At 60.1% G+C, this 13,482-nt stretch carries 10 protein-coding genes; 8 read left to right on the top strand and 2 right to left on the bottom strand.

The genetic code is table 11. The features are described from left to right. Nucleotides 1-11: 11 nt before the first annotated feature. Entirely contained in the window at nucleotides 12-1,058 is a 1,047-nt protein-coding gene (fba, locus tag ASC96_RS08585) for a class II fructose-bisphosphate aldolase (protein ID WP_060502603.1), read from the bottom strand. Between the two features lie 650 nt (nucleotides 1,059-1,708). Here fba and ASC96_RS08580 point away from each other — a divergent pair. The 5 genes from ASC96_RS08580 to ASC96_RS08560 all read left to right on the top strand — a co-directional run bounded on the left by ASC96_RS08580 (nucleotide 1,709) and on the right by ASC96_RS08560 (nucleotide 8,085). Further along, a complete protein-coding gene (locus ASC96_RS08580) occupies nucleotides 1,709-3,307 on the top strand; it encodes a peptide ABC transporter substrate-binding protein (RefSeq protein WP_060502602.1) in 1,599 nt (532 codons plus the stop codon). A 51-nt stretch (nucleotides 3,308-3,358) separates the two neighbouring features. Beyond that, nucleotides 3,359-4,282, top strand: coding sequence for an oligopeptide ABC transporter permease OppB (oppB, locus tag ASC96_RS08575; RefSeq protein ID WP_060502601.1), 924 nt, complete (start codon nucleotides 3,359-3,361; stop codon nucleotides 4,280-4,282). After that, nucleotides 4,275-5,402 (top strand): ABC transporter permease subunit, encoded by a 1,128-nt coding sequence (locus tag ASC96_RS08570; RefSeq protein ID WP_060502600.1) that lies wholly within the window; start codon nucleotides 4,275-4,277, stop codon nucleotides 5,400-5,402. Before oppB ends, ASC96_RS08570 begins: the two co-directional genes overlap by 8 nt. Nucleotide 5,403: 1 nt before the next feature. Then, complete coding sequence (locus ASC96_RS08565; RefSeq protein WP_060502599.1) at nucleotides 5,404-7,005, top strand: ABC transporter ATP-binding protein; 1,602 nt, start codon at nucleotides 5,404-5,406, stop codon at nucleotides 7,003-7,005. A 168-nt stretch (nucleotides 7,006-7,173) separates the two neighbouring features. Next, complete coding sequence (locus ASC96_RS08560; protein ID WP_060502598.1) at nucleotides 7,174-8,085, top strand: SMP-30/gluconolactonase/LRE family protein; 912 nt, start codon at nucleotides 7,174-7,176, stop codon at nucleotides 8,083-8,085. Nucleotides 8,086-8,089: 4 nt separating this feature from the next. Here ASC96_RS08560 and ASC96_RS08555 read toward each other — a convergent pair whose 3' ends face one another. Further along, nucleotides 8,090-9,004 (bottom strand): DMT family transporter, encoded by a 915-nt coding sequence (locus ASC96_RS08555; protein WP_060502851.1) that lies wholly within the window; start codon nucleotides 9,002-9,004, stop codon nucleotides 8,090-8,092. 267 nt (nucleotides 9,005-9,271) lie between these two features. Here ASC96_RS08555 and ASC96_RS08550 point away from each other — a divergent pair, with 267 nt between their 5' ends. The 3 genes from ASC96_RS08550 to ASC96_RS08540 all read left to right on the top strand — a co-directional run bounded on the left by ASC96_RS08550 (nucleotide 9,272) and on the right by ASC96_RS08540 (nucleotide 13,204). Beyond that, nucleotides 9,272-11,581 carry an FdhF/YdeP family oxidoreductase gene (locus tag ASC96_RS08550; RefSeq protein WP_060502597.1) on the top strand — a complete coding sequence of 770 codons (2,310 nt, stop codon included), beginning with the start codon at nucleotides 9,272-9,274 and terminating at the stop codon, nucleotides 11,579-11,581. Beyond that, entirely contained in the window at nucleotides 11,581-11,880 is a 300-nt protein-coding gene (locus ASC96_RS08545) for a hypothetical protein (protein ID WP_112834616.1), read from the top strand. Before ASC96_RS08550 ends, ASC96_RS08545 begins: the two co-directional genes overlap by 1 nt. Nucleotides 11,881-12,139: 259 nt before the next feature. Next, the gene (locus ASC96_RS08540; protein WP_060502596.1) at nucleotides 12,140-13,204 is read left to right on the top strand and encodes a DUF475 domain-containing protein; all 1,065 of its coding nucleotides are present in this window, start codon (nucleotides 12,140-12,142) and stop codon (nucleotides 13,202-13,204) included. The last annotated feature ends 278 nt before the right edge of the window (nucleotides 13,205-13,482 follow it).

The raw sequence follows: 13,482 nt of genomic DNA, 5'->3' as shown, positions 1-13,482 counted from the left end.
ACAATGCATTCTCAGCTGGCCTTTGAATAGGCCTTTGCCATATCGGGCAGACGCTTGACGCGGATTTTCGAAGCCTGGCCTGCGGCATTGAAGGCAATGAAGCGCTCCTTGCAGACTTCGACCATGCGGGCCGTCGCCGGCTTCAGGTAGTTGCGCGGATCGAAATTGTCCGGGTTCTGCAGATGATGCTTGCGGATTTCGCCGGTGAAGGCGAGGCGCAGGTCCGTATCGATATTGACCTTGCGGACGCCGAGCGGAATGGCCTTCTGGATTTCGGCGAGCGGCACGCCCCAGGTCTGCTTCATCTTGCCGCCGAATTCGTTGAACAGGTCCTGCAGGTCCTGCGGAACGGTGGACGAACCATGCATGACCATATGGGTGTTCGGCAGGCGCTTGTGGATTTTGGCGATGGTGTCGATCGACAGGATTTCGCCGTCCGGCGCGCGGGTAAACTTGTAGGCGCCGTGGCTGGTGCCGATCGCGACGGCCAGCGCATCGACGCCGGTCTTTTCGACGAAGTCGAAAGCCTGCTCCGGATCGGTCAGCAGTTCCTCGCGCGACAGCTTGCCTTCGAAGCCATGGCCGTCTTCCTTTTCGCCGGCGCCCGTTTCCAGGTTACCGAGACAGCCAAGTTCACCTTCAACCGATACGCCGGCAGCATGGGCGATCTTCACGACTTCAGCCGTGACGCCGACATTGTATTCATAGGAAGCGATCGACTTGCCGTCGGCGAGCAGCGAACCGTCCATCATCACCGACGTAAAGCCGTTGGTGATTGCCGAGATGCAGGTCGAGGGCTGGTCGCCATGGTCGAGATGCAGGCAGACCGGAATATGCGGGTATTCTTCCGTGGCCCCTAGGATCAGATGACGCAGGAAGGCGTCGCCAGCATAGGCGCGGGCGCCGCGGCTTGCCTGCAGGATGACCGGAGAATCCGTGGCATCGGCGGCGCGCATGACAGCCTGGATATATTCCAGATTGTTCACGTTGAACGCTGGCAGCGCGTAATTGTGTTCGGCGGCGTGGTCCAAAAGCTGCCGCAAGGTGATCAATGCCATAGTCAGAAGTCTCCCGTTGTCTCTGCGCCATCATTTCTGATCATGACGCGCGCACCTTATTCTCCGCTTGAGCAGAAGTATTCCCTACAAAAGCCAACTGGTATCGCGACCAGGCCTCCTGGCGAATGTTGAGAGCGGATTTGCCTGCACCATAATTGATGATCCGGGTTTGGCAACCACCGCCGCGGCGGAAATGGTGCCGCCTGGCCTACGGAAACGTTACAGGTCGAGTGCTGCACGTAGATTATCCTGAATTTTTTTGACAAACCGGCGAACACAATTATAAGTTGATCGCCCGATATATGTACCCGTTACGTTCCAGCGCGCACATTCGCGGACTTCGCGCCGCTGCGAGAAGGACGGATGCAAGTTCATTTCGACGGAACAGCAGATCGCGAATACATATTACGTAAACTGCCAAAAATAATACTCGAACTTGCGCATTGATGACCGGCAACCTCCCGGAACATCGGTTCAGATAGCGCAAACCTCCCGGAAAATGGCGCGATTGAAATGCAACCGAGGCGCTATAAATATCTGTCCGTCAGCGACATGGCGGCGTTAGGCGCGACACAAAGAGCCTTGCCTTTGGAATAGATTTGGCATTCTCTCGCCGCTTCACAACCTAAAAAGAGGGGAAGGAGAACAAAATGACTTTTGCAAAAATCAACCTCCGTACAGCGATGCTGCTTGGATCGATTCTCATTGGCGCGAGCCCCGCGCTCGCTGAAACCGTTCTGCACCGGGGCAATGCCGGCGAGCCGCAAACGCTCGACCAGGCACACACCTCGATCAACATCGAAGAGTTCATCCTGAAGGACCTTTACGAAGGCCTGACGATCTATGACGCTGCCGGCAAGATCGTTCCCGGCGCTGCCGAAACCTGGGATCTGTCGGACGATGGTCTCGTTTACACCTTCAAGCTGCGCGCCAATGCCAACTGGTCCGACGGCTCCCCGGTTACCGCTGGCGACTTCGTCTTCTCCTTGCAGCGCGTTGAAGATCCGAAGACCGCAGCCGGCTATGCCAACATCCTTTTCCCGATCAAGAATGCCCAGAAGATCAACAAGGGTGAAGTGCCCGTCGATCAGCTCGGCGTGAAGGCCATCGACGACAAGACGCTGGAAATCACCCTTGAACGTCCGACCCCCTTCTTCCTTGAGCTTCTCGCCCACCAGACCGCCCTGCCGGTCTCCAAGGCCAGCGTCGAAAAGAACGGCGCCGATTTCGTCAAGCCGGGCGTGATGGTCTCCAACGGCGCCTACAAGCTCGTCGCCCATACCCCGAACGACAGCCTGACGACTGAAAAGAACGCCTCCTACTGGGATGCGGCAAACGTCAAGATCGACAAGGTCATCTTCTACCCGATCGACGACCAGGCAGCCTCCGTACGCCGGTTTGAGGCCAAGGAAATGGATCTGGCCTACAACTTCTCGGCCGACCAGCTGGACCGCCTGCGCGCTGCTCACGGCGATCAGGTCCACGTTTCGCCGACGCTCGCCACCTACTACTACAACTTCGACACCCGCCAGGCGCCCTATGACGACGTTCGCGTCCGCCGCGCGCTGTCCATGGCCGTCGACCGTGACTTCCTGGCCAAGGAAATTTATTCGGGCTCGCAGCTGCCGTCCTACTCGATGGTGCCTCCGGGCATGGCAAGCTACGGTGATCCGTCCAAGGCCGATTTTGCAGACAAATCGCAGCTCGACCGCGAAGACGAAGCGCTCAAGCTGATGAAGGAAGCCGGCTACGGCGAAGGCGGCAAGCCGCTCGAGATCGAAATCCGCTACAACACCAACCCGAACCATGAACGCGTCGCAACCGCTGTCGCCGACATGTGGAAGAACACGTTCGGCGCCAAGGTGTCGCTGGTCAATCTCGACGTTTCCTCGCACTACGCCTATCTGCAGGAAGGCGGCAAGTTCAACGTTGCCCGCGCTGGCTGGGTTGCCGACTATGCCGACGCCGAAAACTTCCTGGCGCTCAGCGCCTCCTCAAACAAGACCTTCAACTACAGCCATTTCGAGAACCCTGAGTTCGACGCGCTGATGAAGAAGTCCTACGAGGAAACCGATCCGGCGGCCCGCTCCAAAACGCTTCATGAAGCTGAAGCCATCCTCATGAAGGAACAGCCGGTCGCGCCGTTCCTGACCCAGGCAGACCTCTGGCTGGTGTCCAGCAGGGTGAAGGGCTGGCAGGACAATGCTGCAAACCAGCATCTGAGCCGCTTCCTGAGCGTTTCCGAATAACGGATTTTGACGCGCGGCGGCTGATGCCGCCGCGCGTCATGGAGTAAGACCATGATCTCCTTTGTTCTGCGCCGCCTTGCGAGCGCCGTGCCGACGCTATTCATCGTCGTCACGATTTCCTTCTTCCTGATGCGGTTCGCGCCGGGCGGTCCTTTCAATCTCGAGCGCCCGCTGCCGCCACAGACGATGGCGAACCTGATGGCCACGTACCATCTCGATCAGCCGCTCTGGAGCCAGTATGTTTCCTACATCGGTAATGCCGTCAGAGGCGATTTCGGACCGAGCTATGTCTACAAGGACAACACGGTCGCCGAGCTGATCGGCAAGGGCTTGCCCTATTCGATGGAACTTGGCTTTTATGCACTCTTGCTCGCACTTTTTGGCGGCGTTCTGGCTGGCACGATTGCGGCTCTCCGGCAAAATAGCGCCCTCGACTTCCTGATCATGTCGGTCTCGACCGTTGGCGTGACAGTCCCGAACTTTGTCGTCGGCCCCGTTCTCACACTTGTCTTCGCCATCACGCTCTCCTGGCTCCCGGCCGGAAGCTGGGGCGATGGCTCGCTGCGCTTCCTGATCCTGCCGATGATTGCCCTTGCTTTGCCGCTGCTGGCGGTGTTTGCGCGCCTGACGCGCGGCTCGATGATCGAAGCGCTGCACACCGACCATATCCGCACCGCCCGCGCCTATGGCCTGCCCGCCCGCACCGTCGTCATCACCCATGCGATGCGCGCTGCCATGTTGCCGGTCGTTTCCTATCTGGCGCCTGCGGCTGCGGCACTCCTTACCGGCTCGGCCGTGGTCGAGACGATTTTCACCATTCCCGGTGTTGGCCGCTATTTCGTGCTGGGCGCCATCAATCGCGATTACACGCTGGTGATGGGCACCGTCGTGCTGATCGCCATCTTCGTCATCGTTTTCAATCTGCTGGTCGACATTCTCTACGGCCTTCTCGATCCGAGGGTTCGCCATGACTGATATCGTCACCACGGAACTACCGCCGGAAACAGCCAGCCGAAGCCTGTTCCAACTTGCCGCCATGCGTTTCCGCCGCAACCGCGCCGCCATGGCCGGCTGCGTCGTGCTGGCGCTGATCGCGCTCTTCTCGTTCCTCGGCCCCTATTTCATCAGCCATACCTATGATCAGGTGTTTCCGTCCTATGTCTCGGTGGCGCCAAGCTTGGAACCCCGGCCGGATGCGTCGAGCCTGCAGGATGTCATGGAAGGCGTTGCGGGCCGCGCCCGCGTCGACCTGAAGGAATTTGCCGTCGAAGGCCAGACCTTCACGGCAATCGTCACCTCCGACAAGCCGATCGATCCGCGCACAACGCGCTACTTCGACCGTGCCAACGAGTTTGAGGGCACGCAGGTCGTCGCAACGGAAGATGACGGAAAGACCCTGAAATTGACCGGTCAGGTCGCCCGCGAATACTTCTTCTTCGGCACGGATTCGAACGGCCGTGACCTGATGGCGCGCGTCATGCTCGGCGGCCAGATCTCGATCGCCGTTGGCCTGCTTGCCAGCCTCGTTTCGCTCAGCATCGGCGTGCTCTACGGCGCCACCTCCGGCTATATCGGTGGCCGCGTCGATAACGTCATGATGCGGTTCGTCGAAATCCTCTATTCGCTGCCCTTCGTCTTCCTCGTCGTCGTGCTCGTCGTGTTCTTCGGACGCTCGTTCATCCTGATCTTCCTCGTCATCGGCGCGGTGGAATGGCTGGACATGGCCCGCATCGTGCGCGGTCAGACATTGGCCCTGAAGCGGCGCGAATTCATCGGGGCGGCGCAAGCGCTCGGCTTGACGGACTGGCAGATCATCCGCCGTCACATCATCCCGAACACGATCGGTCCCGTGGTGGTTTTCGTGACTGTCGTCGTGCCGAAGGTCATCCTGCTTGAAAGCTTCCTCTCCTTCCTCGGCCTCGGCGTTCAGGCGCCGCTGACGAGCTGGGGCGCGCTGATTGCGGAAGGTGCCAACAATATCCAGTCGGCACCGTGGCTGCTGATCTTCCCGGCGATCTTCTTCGTTCTCACCCTGTTCTCGCTCAATTTCGCCGGCGACGGCCTGCGCGATGCGCTCGACCCGAAGGACCGTTGACATGAATGATTCACGGGAAACAATTCTCGCCGTCCGCGACCTCAAGGTCACCTTCACAACGCCCGACGGCGACGTGCAGGCGGTCAAGGGCATCGATCTCGACATCAAGGCCGGGGAAACGCTGGCTGTCGTCGGAGAATCCGGCTCCGGCAAAAGCCAGACGATGATGGGCATCATGGGTCTGCTGGCCGGAAACGGCCGGGTTGCCGGCTCGGCCAAGTATCGCGGCCAGGAACTGGTCGGGCTGCCGCTGAAGGCGCTGAACAAGGTGCGTGGCGCCAAGATCACCATGATCTTCCAGGAGCCGATGACCTCGCTCGATCCGCTTTACACGATCGGAAGGCAGATCGCCGAACCGATCGTCCAGCATCGCGGTGGCACATTCAGCCAAGCCCGAGCCCGCGTGCTCGAATTGCTGGAGCTGGTCGGCATTCCCGATCCAAAGCGACGCATCGACAGCTACCCGCATGAAATGTCCGGCGGCCAGCGTCAGCGCGTCATGATCGCCATGGCGCTTGCCAACGATCCCGACATCCTGATCGCCGACGAACCGACGACCGCGCTCGATGTCACCATCCAGGCGCAGATCCTCGACCTCCTCAATTCGCTGCAGGCCAAGTTCGGCATGGCCGTGGTGCTGATCACCCATGACCTCGGCATCGTCAAGCATTTCGCCAGCCGCGTCGCGGTCATGCGCCGCGGCGAAGTGGTCGAGACGGGAACGACAGCCGATATCTTCGAGCGGCCGCAGGCCGACTATACCAAGATGCTGCTCGCCGCTGAGCCGCATGGCCGCAAGGCGTCACCGGCCGAAACCGCACCGGTCATGCTCGAAGGCAGGAATGTCTCGGTCGATTATGCCACCGGTGGCGGTCTGTTCGGCAAGAAGGCAGGCGTTTTCCGCGCGGTCGATGGCGTCAATATCCGGCTGAAGGAAGGCCAGACCATCGGCATCGTCGGTGAATCCGGTTCCGGCAAATCGACGCTTGGCCGCGCACTCCTGCGGCTGATACCGAGCTCAGGCCGCTATCAGTTTGGAGCGACCAATATCTCCGATTTCGGCCGCTCGGCCATGCGGCCGCTGCGCCGGCAATTGCAATTGGTCTTTCAGGATCCGTACGGCTCCCTGTCGCCACGCCAAACGGTGGGAGAAATCATCACCGAAGGGCTCTATGTCCACGAGCCACAGCTCAGCCGTGCCGAGCGCGACAAGCGGGCCATTGAGGCGCTGAAGGAAGTTCGTCTGGATCCGGCGGCCCGCAACCGTTATCCGCATGAATTCTCCGGCGGCCAGCGGCAGCGTATCGCCATCGCCCGCGCCATTATCCTGAAGCCGAAGGTCGTCATCCTGGATGAACCGACCTCGGCGCTTGACCGCTCGGTGCAAGGCCAGGTCATCGATCTCCTGCGCGACCTGCAGAAGACGCATGGGCTCTCCTATATCTTCATCAGCCATGACCTGTCCGTGATCAAGGCGATGTCGGACTACGTGGTGGTGATGAAGAACGGCAAGATCGTCGAGGAAGGCGATACCGACGCGATCTTCGAGGCGCCGCGTGAAAACTACACCCAGACCCTGATGAACGCAGCCTTCACGGCGTGACATCCAGCAAGGCCCGGCCCTAATCGGCCGGGCTCTTGCAGCCTTCGCCATGCGTTCTTGTGGTTTCGATCCCAACATCCTACGCTCACACCTAGGGAGCCTCCCGAAACGATCCTTATCGTTGCGGGTGGATGAGAAACGGCGCCATCAGGAACACGGGAACGGACCATGCCCAGCCCATCGCTCTACGAAATCCACGATCCTCGTTTCCGCTCGCTGATCGTTGGCAGCGCCGTGCTTGAAGAGCTGCATTCCGGCTGCCGCTGGGCCGAAGGGCCGGTCTGGTTTGACGACGCGCAGCAGCTGTTGTGGAGCGATATTCCCAACCAGCGCATGCTGCGCTGGGTGCCCGATGGCGGCGTCTCGGTCTATCGCTATCCCTCGAATTTCGCCAATGGCCATACCCGTGACCGCCAGGGACGGCTGATTTCCTGTGAACACGGCACCCGCCGCGTGACCCGCACTGAACCGGATGGCTCGATCACCGTGCTTGCCGACAGTTTCGAGGGCAAGCGGCTGAATTCGCCCAATGACGTCGTGGTGCGCTCGGACAACAGCATCTGGTTCAGCGATCCGACCTACGGCATCCTGTCTGATTATGAGGGCTACAAATCAGCGCCGGAACAGGACAAACGCGGCATCTACCGGCTTGACCCGGTGACCGGCGCGCTGACCGCCGCCGCCAGCGATTTCCTCCAGCCGAACGGCCTTGCCTTCTCGCCGGGCGAAACCAAGCTCTACGTTGCCGACAGCGGCACCAATCCGGACGATACGGCACCGGCCCATATCCGGGTCTATGATGTGGAAGGTACGCGGTTGACCAATTCCGCGGTCTTCTGCCATCTCGACGAAGGCCGCCCGGACGGCTTTCGTCTCGATACCAACGGCAATCTCTGGACCAGCGGTGGCCATGCGGTGCATTGCTTTGCTTCGGACGGCACGCTGCTCGGCAAAATCCGTATCCCCCAGGGCGTCTCGAACCTCACCTTCGGCGGCCCGCGCCGTAATCGGCTGTTCATCACCGCGACGCAATCGGTCTACGCGATCTATGTAACGGCAACCGGCGTCCAACGTCCGTAAAACGCTATTCCTTGGCCTTGCCCCGGTGTTTCAGCTGCTGTTCGCGGAAGAAGATGAACAGGCCGGATGCGACGATCAGCGCTGCGCCGAGGGCAACGGTCCAACGCGGCGTATCGCCGAAGAATAGCCAGCCGAACACCACCGCCCAGAACAGAAGCGTATATTGCAGTGGCACGACGGTCGCTGCGTCTGCGAGCTTCAACGAGCGGCTGACGAGAATATGCGCCAGCATGGCGACGATACCCAAAAGGCTGAGACAGGCCACCGCTTCCAGGTCCAGCGGCGCCCAACCGGCCGTATTGGCACCGACGCCAACCAGAGAGAAGATCAGCGCACCGCTCAACTGCCAGAAGATCAATGTCGTATCCGGCGTCGATCGCAGGGTTCGTCCGAGCAGCAGAGCGAAGGCAAACGCAGCGCTACCGACCAGCGCAATCAGCGCCGGCAGCGAGAAACTCTTGGACGACGGCTCCAGCGCAACGATCACCCCGGCAAAGCCGATCAGGATCGCCGTCCACCGCCGCCAGCCGACTTTCTCGCCCAGAAGGAACGGCGAAGCGGCCGCGACATAGATCGGTGCTGCCAGCCAATAGGTCATCGCATCAGCCAGAGGCATGTAGGCAACGGCGAAATAGAAGGCAGACGCGTCGATTGCGAACAACAGCGAGCGCAGCGCATGCAGCCATGGCCGGTCGACCTGGACCAGGCTGCGCCAACCACGCTTGATGAAAAATGGCGTCAGCACGATCAGCGCCGCTATGCTGCGGATCGTCATCAACTGGGGAACCGAATAGGTCGAAACCAGCCACTTGCCCATCACGTCGTTGAGCGAAAACATCAACATGCCAAGCAGCATGATCAACACGCCGGTGCGGGCGGCGTTTGGGGAATGGGCAAGCGGGACTGTTTGGGCTGTCATGGCATCGGTTCCGGCAAAGATGCGTGCCAGTCGCACATTCCAACCAAACGATCCAGTCGCGAAAAGGCATAGGTCCATCAACATTTGGAATGGCGAATGGACGCGACGCCTCCCAGATTTAAATCCTGGCACGCCATTGATAGAAAACTTCTATCATTACATGCGATGTGAGCCCTTGAAGAAGCAGTGAAATTCCATAAACAGCCTCCGAAAGGTGAGTTTTCACCATCGTTTCTTCTATCGGTAACGGCCAGGGATCTCCGCGTTATGGGCAAGACTGTTTTTCTCGGCAAACCTTCCAAGGCAGCAGGCGGCTGGGGAGCCTTGAAGAGCTGCGGCAAACGGCTTCTGGAAAGCGGCTCGCCGATTTCGGGTGCGAGAACCCTGCTCAAGGCAAACCAACCCGATGGCATTGACTGCCCCGGCTGCGCCTGGGGCGATCCGGCCCATGGCTCCTCGTTTGAATTCTGCGAAAATGGCGTCAAGGCCGTGGCATGGGAAGCCACCGACAAACGGACGCCACCCGATTTCTTTGCTGCCCACACCGTGACGACCCTCCAGTCATGGAGCGACTATGAGCTGGAGCAGCAGGGCCGGCTCACCCACCCGATGCGCTACGACCGCGCGACCGACACCTATGTCCGCGTCAGCTGGGATACCGCCTTTGCCGAGATCGGTGCCATCCTCAACAGCTTCGACACCCCCGACCGCGCCGAATTCTACACATCCGGCCGCGCCTCCAACGAAGCCGCCTTCCTCTACCAGCTGTTCGTGCGGCTCTATGGCACCAACAATTTCCCGGATTGCTCCAACATGTGCCATGAGGCCAGCGGCATCGCCATGAAACAGGCGGTGGGCGTCGGCAAGGGTACGGTGCTGTTGGAGGATTTCGAAAGGGCCGACGCCATCTTCGTCATCGGCCAGAACCCCGGCACCAACCATCCGCGCATGCTGGGTGACCTGCGCCGTGCGGCCCAGCGGGGCGCAAGGATCGCGGTTTTCAATCCGGTCCGCGAGCGCGGCCTGGAGCGCTTTGCCGATCCGCAGGACAAGCTGGAAATGCTGCGCGGCGGTTCAACCGAAATTGCCAGCGACTATTTCCAGCCGCGTCTGGGCGGCGACATGGCGGCAGTGCGCGGCATGGCCAAGGCGGTTTTTGCGGCTGACGATGCAGCGCTAGCGGCCGGTGAGCCTTCGGTTCTCGACCATGCCTTTCTGGAACTGCACACTGCCGATTTCGCTGCTTACCGCTCTGCGGTCGATGCGACCGGCTGGGCTGAAATCGAGGATCAGTCCGGCCTGACCCGTCTGGAGATCGGGCGTGCGGCGGACACCTATCTTGGTGCGGAGCGGGTGATCTGCACCTGGGCGATGGGCGTGACGCAGCACCGGCATTCGGTCATCACCATCCGGGAGATCGCCAATTTCATGATGCTGCGCGGCAATATCGGCAAGCCGGGCGCCGGTCTCTGCCCGGTCCGCGGCCATTCCAACGTGCAGGGTGACCGCACCGTCGGCATCAACGAGAAGGCGACGGCCGCGTTTCTCGATACGCTGGAAAAAGAATTCGATTTCAAGGCGCCGCGCAAGGAAGGCCATAACGTGCTTGCCGCCATCGGCGCCATGCTGGACGGCTCAGCCCAGGCCTTTATCGGTCTCGGCGGCAATTTTGCCCGCGCGACGCCGGACAGCCCGATCATCGCCAAGGCGCTGGCGCGCCAGAAACTGACCGTCAACATCGCCACCAAGCTCAATCATTCGCATCTAATGCCCGGCGAGGTCAGCTTCATCCTGCCATGCCTTGGCCGCACCGAGATCGACCGGAACTCGAAGGGCGTCAGCCAGATCGTTACCGTCGAGGATTCGATGAGCATGGTGCATGGCTCCGGCGGCATCAACAAACCGGCCTCGCCTGAACTGCGCTCCGAAGTCGCCATCATTGCCGGCATTGCGGCCGCCACCGTCGGCTCGGCCAAGGTTGATTGGGCGGCTCTTGCGGATGACTACGACCTGATCCGCGATCATATCGCCAATGTGATTCCCGGCTTTGAAAATTACAATGAACGCGTCCGCAAACCGCGCGGTTTTCACCTGCGCAATGCAGCGTCAAACCGTGAATGGGAAACACCGGCAGGCCGCGCCACCTTCTGGACTGGCTCGCTTCCCAAAGCCATCGAGCATCAGATTGCCCGCGACCAAGACGGCGCCTTCGTTCTGCAGACATTCCGCTCGCATGATCAGTACAACACGACGATCTATGGCATGGATGACCGTTATCGCGGCGTCTATGGCGAACGCAGCGTCGTTTTCGTCAACCCCGCCGACCTGGCTGAACTCGGTGCCGAGGCTGGTGACCGGGTCGATGTCATCGGCCGGCATGACGACGGCGTGGTGCGCATCGCCAAGGATTTCCGGCTGGTCCCCTATGATATCCCGCGCGGTTGCGTTGCCGGTTATTATCCAGAACTCAACGTGCTCGTGCCATTGTCGAGCGCCGGAGACGAGAGCGATACACCGACGTCGAAATCGGTCCTGGTATCCTTCCGCCCCACGGCTGCGGCCAAAGACGCGGCCTGATGCAGGAAGTTGTATCCGAGGCGCAATTTCTCGCATATGCCGACGCGCTCCGGACGCAGGATCCGGCACTTTCGCCGATTATGGCAGGGATCGTCGCCGCGGTGTTCCAAGGCATTGCGGATGACAGCCGCAGCTTCTCAAAACTGTTCGGCATTGCCCATGCGCTCGTGTTGCGTGAGATCAATCAGTTGTCCGGGCTAGACGCGCCGGTCGAGATTATTGGCCGGGATGCACGCACACAGAGGACGCATATCAAACTTACGGTAAAAGGTGCGGCACTTTGCGCACGGGTCCCTTGACCTTGGCAAAAGGATCGCTATTTAACGTGCGACTCCAGCAGTGCAGGGCATTTACAACACGCCTGCTGAGCAAACCTGATACCGGGCCCCTCTGGCGAGAATTTACGGCGTTCTCGTGATGTCGGTATTACCCCGCAAATAAGCCGGCGGATTGTAAGCAAATGACACTCCATATCATGCGTTCTTCGCATGCCGTTTTGGGCATGCGGGATTTTTCCAGCTATTCAATGTCCGGCTTCTCCGGGGCGGAGGTACGGCCATGACGACCGCTTCCCAGACTTCGACGCTCGGCTATTTCAAATGGTCCTTCATCGTCACCGCCGCCGGCCTTGCGCTCGGTGCCTGGCTGGGGTGGACGACCACGGGAACGATCGGCGGCATGGCCACGGTCTTCTTCATTTGTACGGTTCTGGCCGTGCTGGAAATCTCGCTCTCCTTCGACAACGCCATCGTCAACGCCAACAAGCTCAAGGAAATGACGCCGGTCTGGCAACAGCGGTTCCTGACCTGGGGTATCCTGATCGCCGTTTTCGGTATGCGTATCGTCTTCCCGTTGCTCATCGTCGTCATCGCGGCCAAGATTGGACCGATTGATGCGCTGGTTTTGGCCGCTGCGCGTCCGGAAGAGTACGCCCGCATCATGAACGAGGCGCATCTGCCGATCGCCGCCTTCGGCGGTACCTTCCTGATGATGGTCGGTCTGAAGTTCTTCTTCGACCATGAGAAGGATGTGCACTGGATCGGCGTTCTTGAGCGCAACCTCTCCCGGTTCGCCTCGATCAAGGGCGTTGAAATCGCCTTCGTTCTGGCCGTAATCCTGATCTTCTCGTCGCTGCTTGAAGGCGAAGAGGCAACTACGTTCGTCTACTGCGCCATCTATGGCCTTCTGACCTTCCTCGCAGTCGAGGTTGTCGGCGGCCTGCTCGATGCATCGCAGCAGACCATGAACGCAGCGGCAAAGGGCGGCCTCGGCGCCTTCATCTACCTCGAAGTTCTCGATGCCAGCTTCTCCTTCGATGGTGTTATCGGCGCGTTTGCCTTGACGCAGAACCTCTTCGTCATCGCCATCGGCCTTGGCATCGGCGCCATGTATGTGCGCTCGATGACCATCATGCTGGTGGAAAAGGGAACGCTTGCCGAATACCGCTACCTGGAACACGGCGCGTTCTACGCGATCCTGATCCTGTCGGTGATCATGTATGTCCAGACGCTCTTCCATATCCCGGAAGTCATCACCGGTCTCGGCGGTGCAGCGCTGATCGGCATCTCGCTCTGGTCATCGATCTTGCACAACCGCCGCGAACAACTGAGCGGCGCGCACTGAATAACAAGAACACTCCGCATAAAAACGATTGCCGTCCGTCACAAACGGGCGGCATTTTTATGTCCAGGCGTCTCTACACTACAGAAAATGAAAATATCCAGCTCATCGTGGCGGAGTGAGCGCAGCGGATGGTGAAACCCGCCTGGATGCCTTACCAGCATTAAACTAAGGGTGGTATTCGGCCAACCCGGCGACTTTGAAGCTCGCCGGATAGATTCGGTGCCGTGAACCGATTCGTTCTCAACAAAAATGGCGGCGGCTGATGGCGCGGGGGCGCC

The sequence above is a fragment of the Rhizobium sp. Root1204 genome, assembly GCF_001424965.1.
In the GTDB taxonomy this organism is placed as follows: domain Bacteria; phylum Pseudomonadota; class Alphaproteobacteria; order Rhizobiales; family Rhizobiaceae; genus Pararhizobium.
The sequence above is the reverse complement of the archived record's forward strand: the minus strand, read 5'-3'. Positions and strand labels throughout refer to the sequence as shown.